Origin of the sequence: Agrobacterium sp. BT-220-3 (genome assembly GCF_025910175.1) — a bacterium.
Classification (GTDB): Bacteria; Pseudomonadota; Alphaproteobacteria; order Rhizobiales; family Rhizobiaceae; genus Agrobacterium; species Agrobacterium oryzihabitans.
In genome coordinates, this window is the sequence record NZ_JAPAIX010000009.1 from 40020 (window position 1) to 64053 (window position 24034).

Annotated in this window: 22 protein-coding genes; 10 read left to right on the forward strand and 12 right to left on the reverse strand. The window is 59.0% G+C overall.

Going from position 1 to position 24034, the window contains the following annotated elements; translation table 11 throughout:
- The first annotated feature begins 48 nt into the window (after window positions 1-48).
- The 3 genes from OK142_RS19505 (at window position 49) to OK142_RS19515 (ending at window position 2112) form a co-directional block, all read left to right on the forward strand.
- Window positions 49-1089 carry an AraC family transcriptional regulator gene (locus OK142_RS19505; RefSeq protein ID WP_498684674.1) on the forward strand — a complete coding sequence of 347 codons (1041 nt, stop codon included), beginning with the start codon at window positions 49-51 and terminating at the stop codon, window positions 1087-1089.
- A gap of 478 nt (window positions 1090-1567) precedes the next feature.
- Window positions 1568-1813, forward strand: a complete 246-nt coding sequence (locus tag OK142_RS19510; RefSeq protein ID WP_498684676.1) for a transcriptional regulator — start codon at window positions 1568-1570, stop codon at window positions 1811-1813.
- Window positions 1814-1935: 122 nt separating this feature from the next.
- A complete protein-coding gene (locus OK142_RS19515) occupies window positions 1936-2112 on the forward strand; it encodes a hypothetical protein (protein WP_158001519.1) in 177 nt (58 codons plus the stop codon).
- On the opposite strand, the gene OK142_RS19520 is transcribed toward OK142_RS19515, so the two are convergent.
- The 8 genes from OK142_RS19520 to OK142_RS19555 all read right to left on the reverse strand — a co-directional run bounded on the left by OK142_RS19520 (window position 2100) and on the right by OK142_RS19555 (window position 9486).
- Window positions 2100-3089, reverse strand: a complete 990-nt coding sequence (locus OK142_RS19520; protein ID WP_498684678.1) for an Ldh family oxidoreductase — start codon at window positions 3087-3089, stop codon at window positions 2100-2102. The two genes, OK142_RS19515 and OK142_RS19520, sit on opposite strands and share 13 nt — an antisense overlap.
- Before the next feature lie 181 nt (window positions 3090-3270).
- Window positions 3271-4197 (reverse strand): TonB family protein, encoded by a 927-nt coding sequence (locus OK142_RS19525; RefSeq protein ID WP_313607496.1) that lies wholly within the window; start codon window positions 4195-4197, stop codon window positions 3271-3273.
- Window positions 4194-4694: a TonB system transport protein ExbD gene (gene exbD, locus OK142_RS19530; RefSeq protein ID WP_003493153.1), complete on the reverse strand. Its 501-nt coding sequence runs from the start codon at window positions 4692-4694 to the stop codon at window positions 4194-4196. The genes OK142_RS19525 and exbD overlap by 4 nt, the downstream gene beginning before the upstream one ends.
- A 6-nt stretch (window positions 4695-4700) precedes the next feature.
- Window positions 4701-5876, reverse strand: a complete 1176-nt coding sequence (gene exbB, locus OK142_RS19535; protein WP_498684679.1) for a tonB-system energizer ExbB — start codon at window positions 5874-5876, stop codon at window positions 4701-4703.
- A gap of 193 nt (window positions 5877-6069) precedes the next feature.
- Window positions 6070-6807, reverse strand: coding sequence for a histidine utilization transcriptional repressor HutC (gene hutC / locus OK142_RS19540; RefSeq protein ID WP_498684680.1), 738 nt, complete (start codon window positions 6805-6807; stop codon window positions 6070-6072).
- Between the two features lie 35 nt (window positions 6808-6842).
- The gene (locus OK142_RS19545; protein WP_003493146.1) at window positions 6843-7628 is read right to left on the reverse strand and encodes an ABC transporter ATP-binding protein; all 786 of its coding nucleotides are present in this window, start codon (window positions 7626-7628) and stop codon (window positions 6843-6845) included.
- Window positions 7628-8401: an ABC transporter permease gene (locus tag OK142_RS19550; protein ID WP_003493144.1), complete on the reverse strand. Its 774-nt coding sequence runs from the start codon at window positions 8399-8401 to the stop codon at window positions 7628-7630. Before OK142_RS19550 ends, OK142_RS19545 begins: the two co-directional genes overlap by 1 nt.
- A 143-nt stretch (window positions 8402-8544) precedes the next feature.
- Window positions 8545-9486 carry an ABC transporter substrate-binding protein gene (locus OK142_RS19555; protein WP_137038477.1) on the reverse strand — a complete coding sequence of 314 codons (942 nt, stop codon included), beginning with the start codon at window positions 9484-9486 and terminating at the stop codon, window positions 8545-8547.
- Between the two features lie 205 nt (window positions 9487-9691).
- Between OK142_RS19555 and OK142_RS19560 the strand changes: the two genes are divergently transcribed.
- Window positions 9692-10399, forward strand: coding sequence for a YoaK family protein (locus tag OK142_RS19560; RefSeq protein WP_137038476.1), 708 nt, complete (start codon window positions 9692-9694; stop codon window positions 10397-10399).
- A gap of 27 nt (window positions 10400-10426) precedes the next feature.
- Here the strand turns inward: OK142_RS19560 and OK142_RS19565 are convergent, their stop codons facing one another.
- Window positions 10427-10945, reverse strand: coding sequence for a hypothetical protein (locus OK142_RS19565; RefSeq protein ID WP_498684684.1), 519 nt, complete (start codon window positions 10943-10945; stop codon window positions 10427-10429).
- A gap of 77 nt (window positions 10946-11022) precedes the next feature.
- Between OK142_RS19565 and OK142_RS19570 the strand changes: the two genes are divergently transcribed.
- Window positions 11023-11661: a trimeric intracellular cation channel family protein gene (locus OK142_RS19570; RefSeq protein WP_003493136.1), complete on the forward strand. Its 639-nt coding sequence runs from the start codon at window positions 11023-11025 to the stop codon at window positions 11659-11661.
- A gap of 86 nt (window positions 11662-11747) precedes the next feature.
- On the opposite strand, the gene irrA is transcribed toward OK142_RS19570, so the two are convergent.
- A complete protein-coding gene (gene irrA / locus OK142_RS19575; RefSeq protein WP_003493135.1) occupies window positions 11748-12167 on the reverse strand; it encodes an iron response transcriptional regulator IrrA in 420 nt (139 codons plus the stop codon).
- 317 nt (window positions 12168-12484) lie between these two features.
- Between irrA and fabA the strand changes: the two genes are divergently transcribed.
- The 5 genes from fabA to OK142_RS19600 all read left to right on the forward strand — a co-directional run bounded on the left by fabA (window position 12485) and on the right by OK142_RS19600 (window position 16491).
- Entirely contained in the window at window positions 12485-13000 is a 516-nt protein-coding gene (fabA, locus tag OK142_RS19580) for a 3-hydroxyacyl-[acyl-carrier-protein] dehydratase FabA (protein ID WP_035241402.1), read from the forward strand.
- Window positions 13001-13076: 76 nt separating this feature from the next.
- Window positions 13077-14300: a beta-ketoacyl-ACP synthase I gene (gene fabB, locus OK142_RS19585; protein ID WP_216330492.1), complete on the forward strand. Its 1224-nt coding sequence runs from the start codon at window positions 13077-13079 to the stop codon at window positions 14298-14300.
- A gap of 6 nt (window positions 14301-14306) precedes the next feature.
- Window positions 14307-15113: an enoyl-ACP reductase FabI gene (gene fabI / locus OK142_RS19590; protein ID WP_003493126.1), complete on the forward strand. Its 807-nt coding sequence runs from the start codon at window positions 14307-14309 to the stop codon at window positions 15111-15113.
- A 191-nt stretch (window positions 15114-15304) separates the two neighbouring features.
- Window positions 15305-15901, forward strand: a complete 597-nt coding sequence (locus tag OK142_RS19595; RefSeq protein WP_082183429.1) for a TadE/TadG family type IV pilus assembly protein — start codon at window positions 15305-15307, stop codon at window positions 15899-15901.
- Window positions 15898-16491 carry a TadE/TadG family type IV pilus assembly protein gene (locus tag OK142_RS19600; RefSeq protein ID WP_409528208.1) on the forward strand — a complete coding sequence of 198 codons (594 nt, stop codon included), beginning with the start codon at window positions 15898-15900 and terminating at the stop codon, window positions 16489-16491. The genes OK142_RS19595 and OK142_RS19600 overlap by 4 nt, the downstream gene beginning before the upstream one ends.
- Window positions 16492-16530: 39 nt before the next feature.
- On the opposite strand, the gene OK142_RS19605 is transcribed toward OK142_RS19600, so the two are convergent.
- Together OK142_RS19605 and OK142_RS19610 are read right to left on the reverse strand one after the other, a co-directional pair.
- Complete coding sequence (locus tag OK142_RS19605) at window positions 16531-18297, reverse strand: sulfite reductase subunit alpha (RefSeq protein WP_498684686.1); 1767 nt, start codon at window positions 18295-18297, stop codon at window positions 16531-16533.
- On the reverse strand, window positions 18294-23798 hold the full coding sequence (locus tag OK142_RS19610) for a glutamate synthase-related protein (RefSeq protein WP_498684688.1): 5505 nt from the start codon (window positions 23796-23798) through the stop codon (window positions 18294-18296). Before OK142_RS19610 ends, OK142_RS19605 begins: the two co-directional genes overlap by 4 nt.
- Between the last annotated feature and the right edge of the window lie 236 nt (window positions 23799-24034).

Here is a 24034-nt window from a genome sequence, read left to right on the forward strand (position 1 = left end):
GCTTACCATCAGGCGACAATTTCCAAACATGGTACGCCAAGGCGAGGGATGCCCGACAAGAGGCTCAGCGACGAGATAACTGTGGTAGCCGGTCTGGCCGCCGGCGTCGGCAATTATGCGAGGTCGCGGGGCATCGATATCGCCCCCATCTGCAAGGCTCTCGACATCGATCCCGCCACATTTGACAGCCTGACGGAGCGTATCAGCCTCGACAGATTATGCCGCCTGCTCGAAACCTGCGCGCTGATTTCCGGGGACGACACCTTCGGCCTGCAATGCGCTTCCACCTTTCCAGCCGGCGCTTCCGGCGCATTCGGATACGGCCTGATGAGCGCGCCGACGGTGCGGGCTTTCCTGCGGTTTCTTCAGGACCACGTTTATTACGCGACCAATAACAGCAATTTCACCATGGTGGCTGATGACGCGCAGGTGACGCTTTCATGGTCCTTTGCACCGGTGATCGCCAAACGTGATCAATATGTGGATCTATCGCTCGCGGTTCTGATTCAGCGCCTTCGCGATATTCTCGGGGAACGGATCAACCAGATAGAGATTGGTCTGGAGCGGCAGAAACCTTATAATATTCAGCTATTTAAGGAAAGAATGAGCAAGCGCGTCAGTTTTTCCCAGCCCATCCATACGATGCGTCTGCCGGCATCGCTTCTCGATGTGGTCAATCCGAATGCGGATGAGCGGCTGTTTGAATTGATGAATTTGCAGTGCCGGATGCTGCGACCGGAAACATCGGCGGATGCGACACATTTCATCGATCAGGTGAAACGCTACATGCAGGTACGGCTCTCGGATGCGGAACTTTCGCTCAGTGAAATCGCCCCCTATTTCAACCTCTCGGAACGCAGTTTTCAACGACGGCTCGCCGAGCTTGGAACAAATCTCAACGAGATAAAGGACGCCATTCGCAAGAATGCAGGCTTCAAGCTACTGGTGGAGAGCGATCTCCCCGTCTCCGACATCAGTTACAGGCTCGGCTATTCGACACCGGGCGCGTTTTCGCGCTCCGTTTCCCGCTGGTTCGGGGCAACGCCCACCGATATTCGCAGGAAACATGCGCATCATTCCGCCGGATAAGGCGCATTTCCGGCATCAATATTTCGCAATTACAAAATAAATTTGTAAAATATATCAGCGCTAATGCATTTCTGTGTCAAAACATAACAATAAAGACGCAGAACTTGGCGCGAGATGTTATTCTCCTGATACGGGATATCGCCTAATAGAGCGCCGCGTGTCCCTTCGGGTATGACGACAAACATTCCAAAGCTTTGAATTTTCGCATCGTTCTCTACAGAAACCAATTCCGGTTCCTGCAGATGATGATGCAGCAATTCTTCCATTGCCGAGGATGACGTCCATGTCGGGACCGGCTGGCTGCGAAAGCGGCCGTTTATTGCAGAATTCCTGATGCCTGACGAAACCTCTTGGCCGAGATTGGCGTTCCTGCTCACAAGCAAACGCAGCGGTTTGCGAGCCGGTTTAAGGGATCAAAATTTATAATGGACCCTGATCGCGCTCCGGGAAGGTCGATCTCTTTTGAGGCTAAAAGAACATGTCTTCAAAAATGCCGCATGAACATCACCAAACCCGTGAAATCGTCCTTTCGGATCGTGAACGGCACTATCTGGGGCTTGTGGCGCGGGGCAAACACCCCTCGCATGTCGCCTTGATGACCGGCGCGGATGAAGCCGACGTGAAGGATACGCTGGAGCGGGTGCGCCACAGGCTGGGCGCGGCCAATCTGCTGAATGCCGTCAGCATCGCCCTGTTGCGCGGCCTTATTGAACAGGATGTCTGATCGAAACCCGTAACAATTCGTTCCCCCCGGGCAGCTTCGAATGCGAAACCAAGAAAGGCTTTTGCTGACGCTGCTCCAGAAGCTTACGCGAAATCGTCCCCCTTCCCGTAAGCCAAAACCGAATGAGCGGCTTTCTGCGTCAGAATCCTTCCCTTTCGATGGAAGGATGGCGGACCAAAAGCGGATCGGAAATGATTTTCGATCCGTATCGACGCAGGTTTAAAGCAGCCATGAACGGTTTGCCCGGCGGATCATCCGATCCGCCGGGTTTTTATTTTTCAATTCGTCAAAGTGACTGAATTTCGGCGAGAATATCGCTCTCGACGACAATGCCGCTTTCCAGCGCCTGCCGGCGGACACCCTGGCTGCGTCGGCCGGGCAAACGCACATTTTCCTGCTTCTCTATCTCGCCGGCGATGAGCGCCAGCCGCTCGACAAAGCCGGCGCCGCCCGACGACACCGGATCTATGGCGATGATCGTGTGGCCCAGCGAGGGCGGAGCACCCTTGTCATCCAGAAGGGAGGAGGCTTCAAATGCGAAGTTTCCGCCGGTCAGCGCGGCTGCCATGATCTCCACCATCAGCGCCAGCGCAGCACCCTTGGCTTCGCCCGCAGGTACCATCGTTCCCTCAATGGCTTCTTCGGGATCGGTCGTCGGCCGGCCGTTTCTATCGAGCGCCCAGTCACCCGGAATGGTTTCACCCTTCTGGCGTGCTGCCATGATCTTTCCACGCGCCACCTTGGACAGAGCCAGATCGATCACCAGCGGATCGGCGCCGCCAACCGGGGTGGCGAATGCAATCGGATTGGTGCCATAGAGCGGTTTGCTGCCGCCCCAAGGCGCCATGGATGCCGGCGCATTGGCGAACATCAGCGCCACAAGACCCATGTCCGCAAGACGTTCGACGGTGAGCGCCATGACGCCGGCATGATGGGAGCGATGGATCGCAGCGAGCGCGATGCCCTGCTGCCGAACCATATCAGGCAGTTCCTGCAGGGCGCAGTCGATCGCCGGATAGGCGTAGCCGTGATTGGCATCGATCGACAGGACACCCGGCTTGACGCGCGTCACGACCGGCCGGGCATTGCCATTGACCTTTCCGACCCGCGCCTGGCGGACATAAACGGGGATGCGGCGAAAACCGTGGCCGCTCTGGCCTGCGGCCTCGGATGCGACGAGCGCTTTTGCCACGGAGCGGGCATTTTGCGGCAGAACGCCGTTGCGCTCAAAGATAGAGGATACGAGATCCTCCGCCTCTGCGATTGAGAATTTCATTCCGGAATGCCTCTGCGTGTTAAGTCGACAAGACCTACACCATCGAAAACATTCGCGAAATGCAATTCAGACCCATCTTCTCGAGAAGATCGGCCAAGCATGCACACTCTCGTCAGGAATGCGGCATTTAAGGCCGGAGCTGATTCCAGCAAAACCGCGACTTGGTTTTGCTGGAATCGATCTAGCGGATGCTGATCGGCAAGGTGATTGTCTTGTTTGCGTCCGGCGGCGGCGCGGGCACCGGTGATGCGCTCTGGATCCAGGCCGCGATCTGCTGGTCGATCGAGGAATCACCCGTGGACTGCACCACACTGACCCCGCTTATGGCGCCTGCATCGTTAACCCGGAACCTGACGGTCGCTGTCATCGCGTCGCTGCGAAGCGAACGGGGTTTACGCCGCTGGATATGCGAGCGGACCTTCGATCCCCACTTTGCAGGCGAGGCGGAAGACGACGAGAAGAAACCGGCATTGTTGCGCGATGCCGCGGTTCGGTCGGATTGCTGTGTCTCGGCCTTGGCCGTTTCGCGCAGTTCCGATGCCTGTTGCGGTTTGGGGCGCTGGCGCTCGACCTTCTTCTTGTCTTCCGGTTCTTTCTTTTCCACCTTCTTTTCGACCGGCGGCGGCGGTGGCCGGATGACGGGCAAGGGAACCTCGACATTTTCGAGTTCCGCCATCATCTGCTCCTGCACGGGATCGATCGGCTCCACCGGTTCAGGAATTTCCTGCGGTTCGACGACCTCCTCGACCGGAGGTTCCGGCGGCTGCACGGGTTCCGGCGGCGGCGTTTCCACAACCGGCTCAGGTGGCGGCGGCTCCTCCGGGGTGACTTCCTCCACCGGCTGGCTGTTGTCGCTCTTTACCTCTTCGGCGTCTTCAACATCCTGCGCCGGCGTGGTTTCCTCGGTGTTCACCGCTTCCGGTATCGCCGCCATTTCGATCATGATCGCGGCAGGCGGCGGCCCGCCGGCATCCAGCTCCTCGGGTTCCTGCATCAGGTAATAGGCAAACCCGGCATGAACGCCCAGCATGAGCAGCGCCGCGGCGGACCACAGCGTCACTTCCCCCAGACGGGAATGTCGGGACTGCGGGTAGCCGTTTTCAGTCATGGCGCCGTTCCCGGCGCTGCAGGCTGGCTTACGGGTTGGCCAAGGGGCTGCACCGAACCGGCAGGCTGCGATGTCGCAGCCGCATTTTCCAGACCCACCAGGGCGATCTTCAGATATCCGGCGTCCCTGAGCAGGTTCATGATTTCCATGAAGTGGCCATAGTCGACGGCCTTGTCGGCGCGCAGGAAGATACGCGTATCCTTCTTGCCGCCCGTCTGCCTGTCGATCGAGGCTGCAAGCGCCTCCCGGGAAACCGTATCATTGCCGAGATTGAGAGACAGATCGTCCTTCACCGTCAGATAAAGCGGCTCTTCCGGGCGCTCCGCCGGCTTGGCCGTGGATGCGGGAAGATCGACATTCACATCCACCGTCGCCAATGGCGCGGCGACCATGAAGATGATGAGCAGAACCAGCATCACGTCGATAAAAGGTGTGACGTTGATCTCGTGGTTTTCGGAGAGATCGTCTCCGCTATTTTCGCGAATACCGCCAGCCATGACCGATCACCGTCCGACGAGTGACACTGCGGGCTTGCTGGTGCTGCCCGGCGGAATGCGGCGGAAATCGAGATCGCGGCTGACGAGGCGTTCCACGCCTGCGGCTGCGTCCGCCAGCAGATGGCGGTAGCCGGTAATGGAGCGGGCAAAGACGTTGTAGATCACCACCGCCGGAATAGCGGCAACGAGACCGATGGCGGTGGCAAGCAGCGCTTCGGCAATGCCGGGAGCCACGACGGCGAGGTTGGTGGTCTGCGATTCCGAAATGCTGATAAAGGAGTTCATGATGCCCCAGACGGTACCAAACAGGCCGACGAAGGGAGCGGTGGAACCGATGGTCGCCAGAACACCCGTTCCGCGCGACATGCGGCGACCGGCATGGGTCTCGATGCGCGACAGGGCCGAAGACACACGCTCCTTGATGCCGCCGCCGTCCGTGTGTTCGATCACCGCATCGGAAAGCTGCATTTCGTGGGTTGCCATACGCAGCATCAAGGCTGCCGGTCCGCCCTTTTTCTCGACAGCCTCGGTCGCCTCGTTCAGGGTTTTTGCCCGGCGGATGACCTTGAGCGTCGCACCGGCGCGCACGCGCGCACCGGCAAGTTCGATCGATTTCGCAACCCACACTGTCCAGGTGACGAGTGATGCGAAGGCGAGACCGATCATCACACCCTTCACGACCCAGTCTGCCGCCATGAACATGCCCCAGGGGGACAGGTTGTGCGGAATGTCCGCACGATGTTCGGCACTAGCAGGCTCGGTGCTTACCGGTTCAATCGGGGTGGAGACTTCGTTCGGCGCGGCCGTAGCGTTCGTTGGTGCGGGCTGTTCAGCCTGTGTCGGCTGCGGCACAACACCTTCAGCCGCCGGCGCGGGGTTACCTGCGGCAGGCGCAGACTGTGCCGGTGCGGGCTGCGCGGCGGCCGGTTGTTCCGGTGCGGCAGCGGAAGGTGGTGCCGGCTGGATCGCCGGGGCGCTCGGCGTCGCCGGGGCTTCCGCCGGCTGCTGCGCGGGCTGAACCGTTTCCGTTGCGGGGGCTGACTGGGTGTCAGATGCCGACTGAGCAAAAACCGCTCCGGCACTCAAGCCGGCCAGCAAGGCGGCCGTCATGGCAAGTGAGATATGCCGTGTTTTGTTTGCCTTGGTGAAGGACGCGGAAGAAGTTGAGGTCACAGCTGACATAATTTTTATCCCGGATTTCCGTCGATGAACTCATCCGCTGATTGACCGGTTTTACGAAAACCGGGGCCCTAACGGATACCGTCGTGAAAGCTTGACGTTCCGATAATAAACCTGAGTTCTTTTGACAACTATTATATTGTCAAAAGACGACCCGTAAACTCTTCTTTACAAAAAATTGACCGGCCTAAGGCCTTCAACTGGTCTGCGAAGGCGAAAATTGCGCCACGAGGGCGTGGCGGTCGCCGGGATAGGTCACGCGGACACGGGTGACATAGTCCGTTCCATGCCAGGTGCGGCGGTCAATGACCAGACACGCCGCACCTGAAGTTATCCCCAGCGCCGCCGCATTTTTGCGGTCGGCGGAAACGGCGCTGATGCGATGTTCGGCGGCACTCCAGGGCACCATTTTCAGCAGCCAAGTTCCCGGCCCGATCTGCGAAAAATCCGCAAATTCCGCATCGCGAACGGCGGTGACATTAATGATGCGTTCCTCAAGGCAAAAAGGAACACCGCCGGCAAAATGCGTGCAGGTAAGTTCCAGAACCCGGGCACCGGCGGCAAGCGCCATGGCCGCGCCGTCTTTTTCACCCGCAGGGCGCAGGCGTCGCTTGTCGAGACGGTAGCTGTAAACCAGGCCGAGCGCCTGCACTTCCCGTTCGATGTCGTGGATTTCCAGCACGGCCGATTGCGCATGGGGCTGGCGAACGAAGGTGCCGAGACGGCGGCGTCGTTCAATCAGGCCACGCTGCACCAATTCGCTGAGAGCCTTGTTCACCGTCATGCGCGAGCAGGCATATTGCCGGGTCATCTCGTGTTCGAAGGGAATACGATACCCCGGCGGCCACTCACCCGACATGATGTGGCGCTCGACATCATTGCGGATGCGTTCGTGCAACGATTTTTCCTGAAGATCGGCGCCTGTGCTCCTCATCCCGATGCTTCCATCCTCCCGTTTCGCTGGATCAACTATCCATGGGCAGCGGCGGCTATCGCCTCGCTGCGGATTTCCTCCGTCAGCTTGGCGCGCAGCTCAGAAAATTCCGGGCTGGCCTTGACCGTGTAGTGGCGCGGATGCGGCAGGTCGACCGGTGTGATCGACTTGATACGCCCCGGCCTTGCGGACATGGTCACCACACGCGACGCCATGAACACCGCCTCCTCGATGTCATGGGTGACGAAAATGACCGTCTTCTGCTCCCGCTCCCATATTCCCAGCAGCAATTCCTGCATCAGCCCGCGCGTCTGGTTGTCGAGAGCGCCGAAAGGCTCGTCGAGCAGCAGGATTTTCGGGCCGTTCGCCAGGGCGCGGGCAATCGCCGTTCTCTGCTGCATGCCGCCTGACAGTTGTTTCGGCCAATGGTTCTCGAAGCCGCGCAGGCCGACCTTGTCGATATAGCTATCGACGATCTCCCACTTCTCCTTCTCGGCCACGCCGCGTTCACGCAGGCCGAAGGCGACGTTTTCGCGGATCGTCAGCCAGGGAAACAGCGTGTAGGATTGGAACACCATGCCACGATCCGCACCCGGTCCCGTAACCGCCCTGCCGGATAGCAGGACTTCACCTGTCGTCGGGCGGTCAAGACCGGCGATAATGCGCAGCAGGGTCGATTTTCCACATCCCGAAGGGCCGAGAATGGTCACGAAATCATTGCGGGGGATATCCAGATCAGTCGGCTGCAAGGCCAGTGTCGGCTGCCCGCCCTGTACACCCGGAAAGGTGCGGCTGACGCCCTTGATAACGAGTTCGCTCATCAGGCAAGCCTCCAGGCGAAAAGCTTCCGGTTCAGCGATTTGAACGCGAAGTCAGAAATAAGTCCGATAACACCGATGACGATGATGCCGAAGATGATCTGCCCGGTCGCCATCAGCGCCTGGCTGTTGATGATCATATAGCCAATGCCTGAGGAAGCGCCGATCAGCTCCGCAACGATGACGTAGGTCCAGGCCCAGCCGAGGACGAGACGGAGGATTTCAGCAATATCGGGCGCATTGGCGGGAATGAGAACGCGGCGCACCACGCCCCGGTCCTTCGCGCCCAGCGTATAGGCCGCCTCCACCAGATCGCGTCTTGTCCCAGCAACCGCCACGGCCACCATCAGAATGATCTGGAAAACCGCGCCAATGAAGATCACCAGCAATTTCTGCATCTCGCCAATGCCGGCCCAGAGAATGAGCAGCGGCACGAAGGCGGAAGCCGGAAGATAGCGCGCAAAAGATACGAAGGGCTCAAGCAGCGCCTCGACAGGCTTGTAAGCCCCCATGGCGATGCCGACCGGCACGGCAACGAGCGATGCCAGCACGAAGCCGCCCACCACGCGCCAGATCGTCATGCCTATATCGCCGGCAAATCCCTGATCGGTCAGCAGATAGATGCCGTCCTTGAGCATGGTGATGGGGTCGGCCAGAAAGGTTGGCGATACGAAACCGCCCAGCGTGGCAAAACCCCAGGCGGAGAAAAAAAGCACGAAGAACAGAATGCCGAGAAAAATCCTCGTGCTGTTCTTTATGGGTTGAAGAGGTTGCATCCTGTCGCCTGTCTGGAGAACCGGCGCGGCACTTCTGACGCCGCGCCATCAAAGCGCCGTGCGTCGTCCATGACGCACAAGACGCTGTAACGCTTCTGAACAGCCGCAATGTCCCCGAAGGAAAATGCAGCCGCCTGCTTCTGCTACTTGATGAAGGAGGTGTCCGCGAGTGTCGAAAGATCGGGCTTCGCCTTTATCACGCCGATTTCCAGAAGCAGATCAGCCGATTTTTCGGAGAATGTCTTGAATTCGCCCTCGAAGAATTTCTGGTTGGCGGCCTTGTCCTGCCATTCCAGGAATTTTGCCGAGGCTGCGAATGCCTCTCCTGCCTGCTTCACGTCCGCTCCCATCGTCTCATAGGACTTTTCGGGGTCGGACTTGATGAGGTCGAGAGCCTGGAAATAGCTGTCCGCCAAGGCTTTCGCCGCCTGCGGATTGTCCTTCAGGAAATCCGGTGTGCAGCCGAACGTATCCATGACGGCGGGATAATCCAGCGTCGTGGCGAGGATTTTTCCCTTGTCTGGCGCGGCGCGCACGGTGGACAGATAGGGCTCATAGGTCATGGCCGCATCGTTCTGGCCAGCCACAAATGCCTGCGCGGCCGGTCCCGGCTCAAGGTTGACGACCTTGACATCCTTCAGGGTGAGGCCGTTTTCCTTGAGTATCCAGGCAAGGAAGAAATAGGGGGACGTGCCCGGTGCGGAAGCGGCAACCGTCTTGCCCTTGAGGTCCGCGACCTTCGAAACGTCACTGCGCACCGCAATGCCATCGGCACCGTGCGACTTGTCCATCTGGAAAATCTGGGTGGATTTCACACCATTGGCATTCCACGCGATCCAGGTTTCGACCGTGGTGGCGGCACACTGGATATCACCGGAAGCAAGCGCCAGATGCCGGCTTGCCTGCGGAATTTTCTTGATATCGACCTTCAGGCCATTTTTTTCGAAAATGCCCGCCTGCTTGGCAAGTGTCAGCGGCGCAAAGCCGGTCCAGCCGGACATGCCGATGGTTACAGATGTTTCTGCATAGGCGGAAGCGGATGAAACAAGCGCTGCGATTGTGGCGAGAACCCACGTTTTTTTCATGATCGGAACCCCTTTTGATTTATTTTTGTGCGACATTTTTTATCGCTTTATTTGAGGCATCGTAGGCAGGGATTTTCTATTTGTCTAGACAAAATGGAATGGCTGGTAACGCATCGGGAAAGATTGCAAACGGGCCTTCCGGCATTCTAGACATAGGATAGCACGGCCCGGCGCATCGGCCGCTGTTTTTCATATCGAGCTTTTCATGACCAGACAAAGACGTCGAAACATCATCAGGGCAAGGCGCACCGGAACCGGCATTGCGCTCGTCGCCGCCATTTCCTTCATTGCCGGGATGACGGATGCGGTGGGTCTTTATATTTCCGGAGATTTCGTATCCTTCATGACCGGCAACACCACGCGCGCCGCCGTCTCGATGGAAGCGGGCATCTATTCCCATGCGGTAAAACTGCTTTTCGCAATCGTTGCCTTCGTGGCGGGCAATGCCGGGGGCATTGTGGTCGCACACAAATTCGACCGGCGCATCTTTGCCGTTCTCACGGGCGTGGGGGCGCTGATGGCAATTGCAGCGCTGTTGCGCAATGAGGCCGCCCTCGCGCAGTTTTATCTCGTCGTTTTCGCCATGGGCATGGTCAATGCCGCGGTCGAGCATATTGAGGGGCTACCGATCGGCCTTACCTATGTGACCGGTGCTCTTTCCCGCTTCGGCCGCGGCATCGGCCGTTTTCTCCTGGGCGAGCGGAGCCTCGATTGGGGTATTCAGATCGTGCCGTGGCTCGGCATGATATGCGGGGCGATCTGCGGCGCGGTGCTGGGTGCAACACTTCAATCGGATGCCCTTTGGGTGGTCGCGGCAACGGTTTTCGCCGTCGCCATTGCCACCCTCGTCATTCCGCGTTCGCTACGCCATCGCTACAATCAAAGAGTCAAAATAAGACGTATCGTGCCGTGACCGCCCTTGCCGTCACAGGCTGCGCCGTTACTTGCGCGAAATGGTGACGAACTTCGTGCCGCGCACCCTGACCGTCATCAGGCAGGGTTCCTTGTCGGTGCGCTCGCAATAACGCGGGTGCATCTTCAGTACGAAGACCATGTTGCCGAAACGCTTGATGAAATCGTAGCCATATATCCGGGCCGTCGCGATCATCAGATATCCGCCCTCTTTCACCTGGACGTAAAAATTATAAGGGCAGCCTTCCTCATCGCAGCTGCGGCCCTTTTCGCCGTCGCAATCCAGAACACCATGATTGACGACAGCATCCATCAGGCCGTCATTGTTGATATCCAGCCTGGTGACGAAATCATCGCCGAAGGCCGCTACCTTGCACTCGTTGCGGAAATGATCCTTTTCATAGATCTCGGGATCGTTCACCAGCTGCTGCTGTGCTGACAGCGCCGCCGGAAACATCAAGAGGACCAGCGCCTGAAGAGCGACAACGAGAGCGATTCGCACGGCATTTTCCTTTGCATCCGTTTCGGTTATGGATGTTGCGATCATCCGGGCGGCCAGCCTAGAGTTTAGTGCTTGCGCGACACTGACGCGCCTGCATTCAGTTTTCCGGGGGGAACCTTTTCATGACACTGCTGGGTTTTCTCGACTATGCCGGCGTCGCCGTCTTTGCCGCGACCGGCGCACTGGCAGCTTCACGCAAGCAGCTTGATTTGATCGGCTTCCTTTTTTTCGCGGCAGCGACCGGCATCGGTGGCGGCACGGTGCGCGATCTTGTGCTGGGCAGAGCGCCGGTGTTCTGGGTGGTGAACCCCACTTATATTCTCGTCTGCGTATCGGTCGCGGTTCTGCTCTTCTTCACCGCACATCTTTTCGAATCCCGCTATCGGGTTCTGATCTGGCTCGATGCCATTGGCCTTTCCGCCTATTGCGTCATGGGAGCGGCAAAGGGCCTCGCCGCCAGCGGCTCCGCAACCGTCGCCATCGTCACCGGCGTTCTCACGGCGACGTTCGGCGGTGTACTGCGCGATATTCTCGCCGGCGAACCATCCGTGCTGCTGCGCCCTGAAGTCTATATCACCTGCGCCCTTTTGGGCTCTTCCATCTTCATCGGAACCTATTTCCTCGGTGCGCCGCTTTATGTCGCATCAGGTATTGGCGTGCTGACAGCTTTTGGCGTCCGCTCGGGCGCACTGATCTTCGGATGGACTTTTCCACCCTACAAGGCCAAGCCCGGCAGACGGCCGGAAGATATATTGAAGTGATGTGTCGATAGATGAGCGCAAGGGCGCCTGAAAACAGAAATGGCGCCTACAGGCGCCATTTTCATATCCAGTATCAGACGAAAGCGTCAGCCGCGTTTGCGGCGAAGGCGGATGACAACGTCCACATGGGCGATTTCCATGCCCTCGGGCGCCTCGGGCAAATTGCCGATCTGGAGATTGTTGACGGGAATATCGAGAACCTCGTTCTCTCCCTCAACGAAGAAGTGATGGTGATCGGACACATTGGTGTCGAAATAGGTGCGGGCACCCTCCACGGCGAGAACGCGGATGAGACCGGCCTCGGTGAACTGATGCAGCGTATTGTAAACCGTTGCCAGAGAAACCGGCACGCCAGCGGTAACCGCCTCATCATGCAGCTCTTCAACCGTCAGGTGGCGATCGCCCTTTGCGAAGAGGAGATCGCCCAGCGCCACGCGCTGGCGCGTGGGGCGCAGCCCCGAGCGCCGCAGCCTCGTTCCGATATCCAGTGTGGCGTCAAATGCCATGCAATCCCATTCCAAGTACAGGGGTGAAACTTGCCAATTGCATTAGCATATATCTTTTGCAGCGAATGCTTTCAATAGTTTCAGCGCTGTCCAGTGCTGCAAATGGCCGCAAACCGGCCATTCCTGCAAATTTCCTCTGGTTCCTGCCGGATGGTTCCTGTATGCGGACGGCATATTGAGGTAATGACTTCTGCAAAGAAGGTTCGAAGACAAAGATATGGGGGCTGAGCGGCCTCTGCCCTTGCAGCGCTTCATTTTGAACCTAACTTGCTCTAGTGAAGTCAATCAACACCAGTAATTGGGGAAGTGAAAGCGGTATGGCAACGAGGCAATCAAGTTACAATTATGAGGAGATCCTTTCCTGCGGTCGCGGCGAATTGTTCGGCCCGGGAAATGCCCAGCTTCCATTGCCCCCAATGCTCATGGTTCACCGCATCACCGAAATTTCCGAAACCGGCGGCGCGTTCGACAAGGGTTTCATCCGCGCCGAATATGATGTGAGCCCCGACGACTGGTATTTTCCCTGCCACTTCCAGGGCAACCCGATCATGCCGGGCTGCCTCGGCCTTGACGGCATGTGGCAGCTGACCGGCTTCTTCCTCGGCTGGCTGGGTGAAGAAGGCCGCGGCATGGCGCTGTCGACCGGCGAAGTCAAATTCAAGGGCATGGTCCGCCCGAATACCAAGCTCCTCCAGTACGGCATTGACTTCAAGCGCGTGATGCGCGGTCGTCTCGTGCTTGGAACCGCCGACGGATGGCTGAAGGCGGATGGAGAAACCATTTATCAGGCGACTGACCTTCGTGTCGGGCTATCGAAGGAAAAGGCCGCCTGAAGCAGACGGAATAAGTCCTGGCAAAAGCCGGGCGGCTTCGGTCGTCCAGCCGAAATCTTAAGAAAAGGTCCCTTTCATGAGACGAGTTGTTGTCACCGGCCTCGGTATTGTTTCTTCCATCGGCGGTGATGCCGCTGAAGTCACCGCATCGCTGCGCGATGCCAAATCCGGCATTTCATTTTCGCCGGATTTCGCCGAACACGGTTTCAAATGCCAGGTCTGGGGCAAACCGTCTCTCGACCCGACGGAACTGGTCGACCGCCGCGCCATGCGCTTCCTCTCGCAGGGCGGCGCCTGGAACCATGTCGCGATGAAGCAGGCGATCGCCGATTCCGGTCTGGAAGAAAGCGACATCAGCGGCAATGAGCGCACCGGCATCATCATGGGCTCCGGTGGTCCCTCCACCCGCACCATCGTTGAAGCCGCCGATATCACGCTGAAGAACAACAGCCCGAAGCGCATCGGACCCTTCGCCGTACCAAAGGCCATGTCCTCGACCGCCTCGGCCACGCTTGCGACCTGGTTCAAGATCCACGGCGTCAACTATTCCATCTCGTCGGCCTGCTCGACCTCGGCGCATTGCATCGGCAACGCCGCCGAAATGATTCAGTGGGGCAAGCAGGACGTGATGTTCGCAGGCGGCCATGAGGATCTGGACTGGTCTATGTCCAACCTCTTCGACGCCATGGGCGCGATGTCGTCCAAATACAACGAAACACCCGGCGTTGCCTCGCGCGCCTATGACGTCAACCGCGACGGTTTCGTGATCGCCGGCGGTGCGGGCGTTCTGGTTCTCGAGGAACTGGAACATGCAAAGGCGCGCGGCGCGAAAATCTACGCCGAGATCGTCGGTTATGGCGCAACCTCAGACGGTTACGACATGGTGGCCCCTTCCGGCGAGGGCGCGATCCGCTGCATGCGTCAGGCCCTTTCCACCGTCAAGGGCGATATCGACTACATCAATACCCACGGCACCTCGACGCCGGTTGGCGACAGCAAGGAAATCGGCGCGATCCGGGAAGTCTTCGGCGACAAGATCCCGCATATCCAGTCGACCAAATCGCTCACCGGCCATTCGCTCGGTGCTGCCGGCGTTCAGGAATCGATCTACGGCCTGCTGATGATGCAGGAACGCTTCATCGGCGAAAGCGCGCATATTTCCGAGCTTGACCCGGAATTTGCAGGCGTTCCGATCGTTCGCAACCGCATCGACAACGCCAAGATCGACACCATCCTTTCCAATTCCTTCGGCTTCGGCGGCACCAACGCCACGCTCGTCTTCCAGCGTCATAACGGATAATTGCCCATGAACGGCATCATGCAGGGTAAACGCGGCCTCATCATGGGCGTCGCAAACAATCACTCGATCGCCTGGGGTATCTCCAAGGCGCTCGCAGCACAGGGCGCGGAACTCGCCTTCACCTATCAGGGAGAGGCACTTGGCAAGCGCGTGAAACCGCTCGCCGCGGAACTCGGGTCCGACTTCATCGTGCCTTGCGATGTCGAGGATATCGCGTCGGTCGACGCGCTGTTTGCGACGATCCGGGAAAAGTGGGGCTCGCTCGATTTCGTTGTTCACGCCATCGGCTTTTCCGACAAGAACGAGTTGAAAGGTTTCTACGCCGATACCACCCGCGAGAATTTCAGCCGCACCATGGTCATCTCCTGTTTCTCGTTCACGGAAATCGCTAAGCGCGCCGCTGAACTGATGACAAATGGCGGATCCATGCTGACGCTGACCTATAATGGTTCGCAGCGGGTCATTCCGAACTACAACGTCATGGGTGTCGCCAAGGCTGCACTTGAGGCGTCCGTTCGCTATCTCGCCGCTGACTACGGTCCGCGCGACATCCGCGTCAACGCCATCTCGGCCGGCCCGGTCCGCACACTGGCAGGTGCAGGCATCTCGGATGCGCGTGCGATCTACGCCTGGAACCAGAAAAATGCGCCGCTACGGCGGACGGCAGATATCGACGATATCGGCGGATCGGCGCTTTACCTGCTGTCGGGCATGTCACGCGGCGTTACGGGCGAATGCCATTATGTGGATTGCGGCTACAACATCACCTCGACACCCACCCTTGAGGTTCTGTCGAAAGCGGACGCTGAATAAGCGGTCATTTATCCCTGTTCAATGAAGGCCCGGCAATATGTCTGGCCTTTTGCATTTATAGACTGTGCCACTTTTGTGAATCACTAAAGTATAAAATATCGAGGTAACTGAATGTAAATACCGGCTGGTTATGGTCCGCAACAAATTCAACGGTTGCGCCTGGCGCATATTCTAGAGGTCGAAACCACCACATGCGACTGGCCAGACTGAAGCCATTGCTGGAAAAATTCGGCGTCTCGCGAGACGGGACAGCGGCCATCGAATTCGCGATCCTCGCGATTCCCTATTTCCTCGTCGTTTTTGCGATCATCGAGACCTTCCTCGCCATGATGGCGGAACAGGTCGTCGCCAATGCCACGGAGAATATGGCGCGGCGTCTGCGCACCGGGCAGATCAGCAGTTCGATCTCAAAAGAGGATTTTCGCAAGAGTTTCTGCAATGAAGTTTCGGTGATGATCACCTGCTCGGCAGATGAGATCAAACAGGAACAGAAGCTCTATATCGACCTTCGCTCCTTTACCGCCTTCAAGGATATTCCAACGACGATACCCTTGAGACCTGCCGGCGAATATTACGTTCTCGACACATCACAATTTGGTTTCAAGCCGGGCGGCCCGGAGACGATCAACATGCTGCGTGTCTATTATCGCTGGCGCGTTACTGCCGATATCATCCGGCCGTATCTCACCAAAGTACGTCCGGCTGACGGATCGATGCCCTCGCATTTCCTCATTGTCGCGACCGATGCTTTCATGAACGAGAAATACACCACAAGCGGGGGCTCATAATGGCAGGGTTGTTGGTCGCCGTCATGAACGGCAAACTGCGTCTCATCGCGCTCATTGCACGCTTCGCAAAAGATCGCCGCGGCGTTGGCGCGGTAGAATTCGCAATCCTTTTCCCGATATTGCTCGCGCTTTATGTGACGTCCTTCGAACTTACGATCGGCTACAATACTTTTAAGCGATCAACGAGCGCCGCCGCCACGATCAACGACCTGATCTCGAAAACGGGCTCCGTCGACAAGGCCTATCTCAAAAACATGCAGAACGTCGCGGCAGCTGTCTTTGCGCCTTACAGCACGAAAGGTCTGCAACTGACAATCAGCGGTATCACGATCGACAAGCAGAAACAGGCTAAAATCGCCTGGTCATGGAATGAGAAAGATCAGAGGCCTTATGCCGTTGGATCGTCAGTGGCGGTTCCGACACGCTTGCTGGTAGCGGAAAGTTTTCTCATTCATGTCGAGCTTTCCATCCCGCATGAATTGCTGATGTTCATGACGGACCTCTCCTCCACTGGTGTTAAGTCGATCACGATCGGGCGCGACTATTTCTTCAAGCAACGCGACGCGGAAACCACCTGCTCCAATTGCTGAGCTTTCTGGAGCAGGGCAGTCCTGTGCTATCGGTAATCTCTAATAAACATCGCGCAGATAGCGCTTTTCGCGCTTCAGCCGGTTTACATAATCGCTTGCCGCTTCCGCCGAGATGCCGGCCTCGTCAATAACGATCCGGTGCAAGCTGTCATCGACATCCTTCGCCATGCGCGTCGCGTCACCGCAGACGTAGAAATAGCCGCCCTCTTCAAGCCATTGATAGAGAGCCTTGCCGTTCTGTTGCATGCGGGTCTGGACGTAGATCTTTTCCGCCTGATCGCGTGAAAAGGCGAGATCGAGACGGGTCAGCACGCCATCGCGGCTCATGTCGCCAAGTTCATCTTCATAGATGAAATCCGACCGCCGGTGCTGATCGCCAAAAAACAGCCAGTTCCTGCCCTTTGCGCCGCGCGCCTGCCGTTCCTGCAAAAATGCCCGGAACGGCGCGATACCCGTGCCCGGTCCCACCATGATCATAGGCGCATCATTATCCTGCGGCACACGAAACGCCTTGTTGGGCGAGACGAAAATCCCGGCATTCTCACCCGCTTCCACCCGGTCCGCGAGATAGGTGGAGCACACGCCACCACGATCGCGGCCTTCGGCGCGATACCGCACGCTGGCGATCGTCAGATGCACGCTGTTTTCCGCAACCAGAGGGCTGGAAGAGATGGAATAGGCGCGATGCTGCAATGGCTTCAGGAACGTCACGAATTCGGCAAGGTCGAATACGGACTTTCCGCCGAGATCAAGCAGGTCGAGAATATCCTTGCTCCAGAGAAAGGCGGAAAGCTGTTCCCTGTCTCCATTCGCAAGGATGTGGCTGAGTTCTTCATGTCCTGCACGCTTGCCAATTTCGGCGACCAGCTCTCGTGAGGGCGTCGAAATCTCGAACATGTTCAGAAGCGCATCGCCGATCGGCCGGTCCAGCCCGGCGACTTCGCTGTCTGTACCAGCTCCGAAGCGTTCGAGCAGCGCACCCACCAACTTTGGGTCGTTGAGGGGAACGACGCCAAGAGCATCGCCCGCCTCGTAATCGAGGCCACTTTCGCCGAGATCAAACTCGTAGTGGCGAATTTCCTTCGACGATGCAGGTCCGGAAAGAAGGCGATTGATGCTTACCTCAGCCGAATAGGGGTTCTTGCGGCTCCATCCCTGTTTTGCCCGTGCCGGCGGCTCGGCGACGACAGACATGGCCGCCGCCGCGCTGCCGCCATCGATGGCGCGTGCAAGCGGCAGGGTCTCACCGATCCATGCTGCGGCCGCATCCTCGAAGTCGATATCGCAGTCGATACGCGTCTTCATGCGCTTGCCGCCGAGTTGTTCGAACCGCGTGTCGATGAGCTTGCCCGCCTGGCAGAAGCCGTCATAACCGGTATCGCCCAGCGCAAGCACGGCGAAATTCATCTCGTCCAGACGCGGCGCGTTTTCAGCGGCGAGCGCCTCCCAGAAAAGCTGGGCATTGTCAGGCATTTCGCCTTCGCCATAGGTGGAGGTTACGACGATGACCCGCTTCATGCCGCTGAGACCAGCCATCGAGACATCATCCAGCGCCGTCACTACGGGCTGCATGCCCTGTGCACGGGCCGCGGCAGCGATATCCATCGCCAGCGCTTCGGCATTGCCGGTCTGGGTGCCAACGAGGACATTCAGCACGCTGGCCGCTGCCCGCGGGGCCGCAGCGGCAACCGATGTTTCCATGCCGATGGCGGTGCGGGAGTGAAGACCGGCTAGAAAACCGGAAAGCCAGGCACGCTGGTCACCGTTAAAGGGTGCGTCCTGCGGAATATAAGGTATCTTCATCATGCTGCCTTGTTGTGGCTGGATGCGGTGGCAAGATCTGGAATGGCGCGTGCCGCGAAAAGCTCTTCGAAGCCCGGCAGACGGCCGATCTTCTCGATGTTTTTCCGGTTCTGCTGAATGATCCAGCCATAGGTGCCGGGGCTGTCCACCGACCATATGTTGCGGCGCGCCAGCGCCTGCTTGTAGTCATCGAGGCGCTTGGCGGCGATCATCACCGCAAGCTGTTCGTCACTATGGTCGGAAAGCGCCTCGCGTGCATATTTCAGCAGCCGCTGCATCAGCGCATAATCTTCCGTGAGGACGAGATTGCGCACGGCTTTTTCGATGGCGGGATCGGAGGGGCCGGATGCCAGCGGCAGCCGTTGCAGGGCGATTGCCTGCGCCATGCTCAACACCGTGTAGTTGTTGATGAGCGCATACATGTCTTCCGTATCCGTCTCACTATGACCCGGCACAGTTCCGTTCAAAACGGCTTTGCGGTCGCGATAGGCGAGTTTGAACTTCCGCACCTGATGGGCGGCTAGCGCAGACGCCAGTTCTTCCAGCAGCTCCTTGCGGGGCTTAGCCTTCAGAATTTCGTCGCTGTCCTGATAAAGCAGCAGGGCGCGCGGCATGCCGTAGACGAAATTGTGCTGTTCGCTCTCCCAGTTTTCCAGAAGCCACGCTGCCTTGGCCGAGCCGGTTTCCGACACATGCCAGGTCAAAAGCTGGTGAACGGCCTGATTGTGGATTGCGGCCTGTTCGTCCTCACCGGTGATCGAGCCGAGCAGGATCGAATCGTGGCTGACCTTCTTCGGCAGATCGCCATAGGGATCATACTGATAGACGAAACCGCCACTCATGCCGTTGCCGAAACCCTTGCCGAAACTGCCGAGGTTGAGGACCGCACCGTTGGTCATATATTCACAGGCGAAATCGCCCACGCCTTCGACCACGGCGGTGGCACCGGAGTTGCGCACCGCGAAACGGTCACCGGCTTGCCCTTCCACAAAAGTGCGGCCGCCGGTGGCGCCGAACAGCGCGAAATTGCCGACCAGCACGTTGCCACCCGCCTCTTCCGAACCGCCGCCCGGGGAGCGCACGACAATGGTGCCGCCGCATGCGCTTTTGCCGACGCCGTCATTGCACGTGCCGGTATGGACCATGACCATGCCGTCATTGCAGAAAGCGCCGAAAGACTGCCCGGCGGAACCGTACGTATCGATACGCACCGAACCCGCCTCCAGAAAACGACGCCCACGACTGTCACGCTTCACAGCAGGAAGCGCATCCATTTGCTCGTCGGAAAGCTCGTGGTTCAGCATGCGCTCGATATCGACGGCGAGCTGGCCGCCGACGCTCTTGTTGCAATTGTTGAGGAAACGATTGCCGCCAAGCTCGATGTTCTCGCGCCTGCTGTCGACCAGGGCCGAGCGCACGAGTTCGATGAAGGCATCGTCGAGTGCGAAGTCCTTTTCCATATAAACGGGGCTGTCGATCTTCACCTCTTCGACCACGGCAAGCATTGCCCGGAGGTCAAGCTGGCCGACGCTTGCCGGATGATCGAGGAGATGAAGAAGGTCGGAACGACCACGGGCTTCCCGTAGCGAGGCGACCCCAAGGCCTGCCAGAATCTCACGCGTTTCATGGGCGATGTTCATGAGATATTGCGCCAGCGCTCGCGGATCGCCGTTGAAGGCTTCCTGATTGGTGGTGAGACCGGCCGGGCACTTGATGTTGCAGTTCTTGGCCATGACACATTTCAGCATCATCAGCGCCGTCGTGCCGAACTCGAAACTGTCGCCACCGAGAAGCGCTGATTTCACCACGTCGCTCGCCGTCTGGTGCGCGCCGGAGCAACGCAGCAGTACCTTGGCGCGAAGTCCGGTGGCGCAGAGCGCCTGATGCACCTCGGCGATGCCGATTTCCGCCGCACGGCCGGTATATTTGAGGCTGGTGACGGCGGCTGCACCCGTGCCGCCGGTATTGCCGGCGACATTGATGACATCCGCACCCGCCTTGGCGACGCCGACCGCAATCGTGCCGATGCCTTCCGACGAGACCAGCTTGACGATGACGCGCACGCGCGCTGCCTTGGCGTCATGGATGAGCTGGGCCAGATCCTCGATCGAATAGGTATCGTGATGCGGCGGCGGCGAGACGAGTTCGACACCCGGCGTGCCGCCACGCGCGGCGGCGATTTCCACCGTTACCTTGGGAGACGGCAACTGCCCGCCCTCGCCGGGCTTTGCGCCCTGGCCGATCTTGATCTCTATTTCCTCCAGCATCGGATCGGCAAGATAGCCGGCCCAGACGCCGAAGCGGCCGGAAGCGAACTGCTTGATGCGCGAGGCGCGAATGGTGCCGTAACGGGAAATATGCTCGCCGCCCTCGCCCGAGTTGGACATGCCGCCGACCATGTTGGTACCGTGGGCAACCGCCTCATGGGCGGCGGCCACCAGCGCACCATGGCTCATGGCGCCCGATGCGAGGGTCTTGGTGATCTCGCTCGCCTTCTGAACGGCATCGAGCGGGATGCTTTCCGGCGCGGTGCGGATAAGCGAGAGATAAGCGGAGGCTTCGCCCTTCGCCTGAACCATGAGCGCGCTACCTTCCAGCCAGTGGCCGGGAATATCCGCACCGAAACGGTCGAGCAGCGACTGGCCGAGCGCAGCAAGCCGGGCAAGCTCATGACCGTGCGGGCCGGTCAGCTGCAGCCGGAAAGCGCCGTCTCCCGCCTCTTCGCAGCGCAATCCGCGCACCATGAAGCTGTTATTGCCCTGCCGGGAAAAGCGGCCCATTTCCCGGCGGAATTCTTCTGCGGAACCGGCGAAGGTCACATCGGCCGGCAATTCCAGAACATCGCGCAAAGCGGCGGGGCGGCGCGCCCTTTCCTCCGCCATCATGCGGGCGAAGGCGCGGTAACCGGGCGTTACCTCGAATTTGTCGATGGCGTCAGGGGTCAGCCGGTCGAAGCTGTTGTGATAATAGGCCGCATCGTTGAGACCGAAAGCATCCTCCAGCCGGTTGAGCGGCAAAAGACGCAGCATCTCCTCGTTTTCGGTTCCCTTGTCGAAACCGATCTTTTCTTCCGTCATGTCCACGAAACCGCGCACCGCCGTCGTGCCATAGGAATGGCCGGCGCCTTCCGCGCGTTCCTTGAAGAGGCCGAGCAGCGGAATGTCGTTTTCGCCCTTCACCGATAGCGCCTTGCGATGCCAGTCGGCCACCGCCTGCGCGATAACGGCGAAGGTGACGCCACCGACCGGGGTCTTCACATTCGGGAAATAGCGCTTCAGCACCGGATCGCTGGTATCGAGGAAATTCGGTTCGAAGAACTCGCCGCCGATATAACTTTCCGCCGTGCACAGCCCGACCTTGCCCATGGTCTTCATCAGCGACTTTTCAGCAGCCTTGGCAAAACGCTTGAACGCCTTGTCGGCATCGGCGGCGAATTTTTCCTCCGCACGGAACTGCACGCCGAGCGGATAGACCGTCGAAGCACCAAAACCGAGGCCTGCTGCGATGTGATGCGAGGAAGAAAATTGTCCGCTTTCAACGATCAGGGACACGCGCAGCCGCAGACCTTCCTCGATCAGCCGCTGATTGATGGCGGAAACGACCATGATCATCGGCAGAGCGGCGCGGCCAGCCGAGACATGCCGGTCGGTGATGACGGCGATGCCGCCTTCCTCAGCCGCGAAAGCCACAACCTCATCGCAGAGGCCATCAATTGCCTGCCGCAGGGCCGTTTCATTGGCCTCCGTAACATCGAAGACCGGCGAATAGAGCATTTCGAAACGGCGAACGGGCGTTTCCGACTGTTCGCGAATACGCAGCATATCGAGATGGGTCAGGATCGGAGAGCGCACGACGATCTGGCGGGCCTTCTTCGCGCCGCTGTTCGGCTTTGCGCCCAGCGCCACACGCAACGTCATGCCATCGGCCTCGCGAATGCTGTCGAGCGGCGGATTGGTAACCTGCGCGAAGCGTTGCGAGAAATACTTCGCCACCCCGCCTTCCTGATCGGAGAGCGCGTTGATGGCATTGCCATAACCCATGGCCGAGATTTTTTCCGCGCCTGATGCCAACATCGGGTCCATCAGGAACTTGAAGCTTTCCTGATTATGCGAATAGGCGACGTAGCGCTGATGCCGTTCCAGATCGCCATTGTAACGAAGGGGCGAGCCCTGCTTTTCCGCCGGCACTTCCGGCAGGTCCTCAAGCATCACGCGTGCTTCAGACAATAGCGACGGATAGTCCCGGCGCGAGGCCAGAAGCTCCAGCGCCTCGACCGTGGAAAAAGCACGACGCTCGGCGTGATCGTAATAAAGCATGCCGCCCGCCTCGACGCGGCCGCGACGGATGACGCTTTCCGCCGGAAACGCGATCTGCCCGGCCTCCGACATGACGCAGAGATAGTCTTCCGTCTCGACGGTGCGCAGCGGGCGCAGGCCGAGGCGATCGAGCCGCGCACCGATGATGGTGCCATCGCCGAAGATCAGCGCGGCCGGGCCGTCATTCTTCTCCTCATAAAGCGAGAAATATTCCAGCATCGCCTTCACGCCCGGTGACAGGGTATCGTCATTTTCCCAGGCTGGCGGCATCATCGAGACGACGGCAGTGACGAGGTCGAGACCGTCTTCCATTACCCGTGCCTGCAGGGTCTGATCCAGACGGCAGCTATCCGACTGGCCCTTCGGCCGGATGATGCTGGCATTCTTCGCCAGCGCCACAGCCGCTTCAGACAGCCGGTTCTTCTTGTCGGTATTGAGTTCGCCATTATGCGCCATCAGGCGGAAGGGCTGCGCCATGGAGGGATGCGGATCGGTATTGGTGGAAAACCGCGTGTGGAAATACATCGTATGTACTTCATGGCGCGGATCGGTGAGGTCACAGAAATAGGGCATGACCTCATGCGAGTTCAGGCGACCCTTCAGAACCTGCGTGCGGGCGCTGAGCGACAGCGGATAAAAGCCGGCGAGTTCCGGCACGGTATAGGCAAGCGCCTCAATGGCCAGCAGCGCCTTGTGGATGCGCCAGTCGAATTCGGCGAGGGTTGCGCATTCGGCAGGAGCCGAAAAGACCCATTGCCGGATCGGCAACTGGTAAGGGATGGCGGCAGGGCGGATAGCCGCGTCATTGACCGGTACATCGCGGGCAAGCAGGACCGAAAACCCCTGCTCCTTGAGGGCGTTTGCGATGATACCGACCGCCTCACCGTGGAAAGCGGAATTCTGCGGCAGGAAAAAATTGCCGACGCCGAAGCGACCGGCCTGCAAGGCATCATTACCCGTCAGCTTCTGGAAAAATGACAACGACAGGTCGAGCGACACGCCGGCACCATCGCCGACACCTTCCGCCGACATGCCGCCGCGATGCGGCACGGCACAGAGCGCCTCGTGGCCGCGCTTCAGCACATCATGCGTCTGCACGCCGTCCTTGCGGGTGATGAAACCGACGCCACAGCTGCTTTTTTCAAAAGCCGCATCGTAAAGGCCGAATTTTTGCTCCGTCACGCTCAAGGCACTCTCCTCTCGTTGCGCATTTCGCGCGGCATCGCCCTCTTTCCCGAAACCCGGCGCGTCAGCCGGCACTCTGCGGGCGGAGCCGCAGGCGACCTGGCTGCTCCTCATTCTGCTGCTTATCGGCGTTTAATGGCGCGAACGGTCGTTTTGCGGCCGTCAAACGGCGTGGCGGCAATGGCCGCTTTCTCGCAAATAATGATCGTCATCGTTCGCATGGCGTTCCCTGATGGCCG

Bases quoted from the DNA above. Each gene is read 5' to 3' on its own strand.
- fabI (WP_003493126.1), top strand. From the start codon at position 14,307: ATGAACGGCATCATGCAGGGTAAACGCGGCCTCATCATGGGCGTCGCA.
- OK142_RS19555 (WP_137038477.1), bottom strand. From the start codon at position 9,486: ATGAAAAAAACGTGGGTTCTCGCCACAATCGCAGCGCTTGTTTCATCC.
- OK142_RS19520 (WP_498684678.1), bottom strand. From the start codon at position 3,089: ATGAAATTCTCAATCGCAGAGGCGGAGGATCTCGTATCCTCTATCTTT.
- OK142_RS19525 (WP_313607496.1), bottom strand. From the start codon at position 4,197: ATGACTGAAAACGGCTACCCGCAGTCCCGACATTCCCGTCTGGGGGAA.
- OK142_RS19510 (WP_498684676.1), top strand. From the start codon at position 1,568: ATGTCTTCAAAAATGCCGCATGAACATCACCAAACCCGTGAAATCGTC.
- fabB (WP_216330492.1), top strand. From the start codon at position 13,077: ATGAGACGAGTTGTTGTCACCGGCCTCGGTATTGTTTCTTCCATCGGC.
- OK142_RS19505 (WP_498684674.1), top strand. From the start codon at position 49: ATGCCCGACAAGAGGCTCAGCGACGAGATAACTGTGGTAGCCGGTCTG.
- OK142_RS19560 (WP_137038476.1), top strand. From the start codon at position 9,692: ATGACCAGACAAAGACGTCGAAACATCATCAGGGCAAGGCGCACCGGA.
- fabA (WP_035241402.1), top strand. From the start codon at position 12,485: ATGGCAACGAGGCAATCAAGTTACAATTATGAGGAGATCCTTTCCTGC.
- OK142_RS19595 (WP_082183429.1), top strand. From the start codon at position 15,305: ATGCGACTGGCCAGACTGAAGCCATTGCTGGAAAAATTCGGCGTCTCG.
- exbB (WP_498684679.1), bottom strand. From the start codon at position 5,876: ATGTCAGCTGTGACCTCAACTTCTTCCGCGTCCTTCACCAAGGCAAAC.
- exbD (WP_003493153.1), bottom strand. From the start codon at position 4,694: ATGGCTGGCGGTATTCGCGAAAATAGCGGAGACGATCTCTCCGAAAAC.
- OK142_RS19570 (WP_003493136.1), top strand. From the start codon at position 11,023: ATGACACTGCTGGGTTTTCTCGACTATGCCGGCGTCGCCGTCTTTGCC.
- OK142_RS19565 (WP_498684684.1), bottom strand. From the start codon at position 10,945: ATGATCGCAACATCCATAACCGAAACGGATGCAAAGGAAAATGCCGTG.
- OK142_RS19515 (WP_158001519.1), top strand. From the start codon at position 1,936: ATGAGCGGCTTTCTGCGTCAGAATCCTTCCCTTTCGATGGAAGGATGG.
- OK142_RS19605 (WP_498684686.1), bottom strand. From the start codon at position 18,297: ATGATGAAGATACCTTATATTCCGCAGGACGCACCCTTTAACGGTGAC.
- OK142_RS19550 (WP_003493144.1), bottom strand. From the start codon at position 8,401: ATGCAACCTCTTCAACCCATAAAGAACAGCACGAGGATTTTTCTCGGC.
- OK142_RS19545 (WP_003493146.1), bottom strand. From the start codon at position 7,628: ATGAGCGAACTCGTTATCAAGGGCGTCAGCCGCACCTTTCCGGGTGTA.
- irrA (WP_003493135.1), bottom strand. From the start codon at position 12,167: ATGGCATTTGACGCCACACTGGATATCGGAACGAGGCTGCGGCGCTCG.
- hutC (WP_498684680.1), bottom strand. From the start codon at position 6,807: ATGAGGAGCACAGGCGCCGATCTTCAGGAAAAATCGTTGCACGAACGC.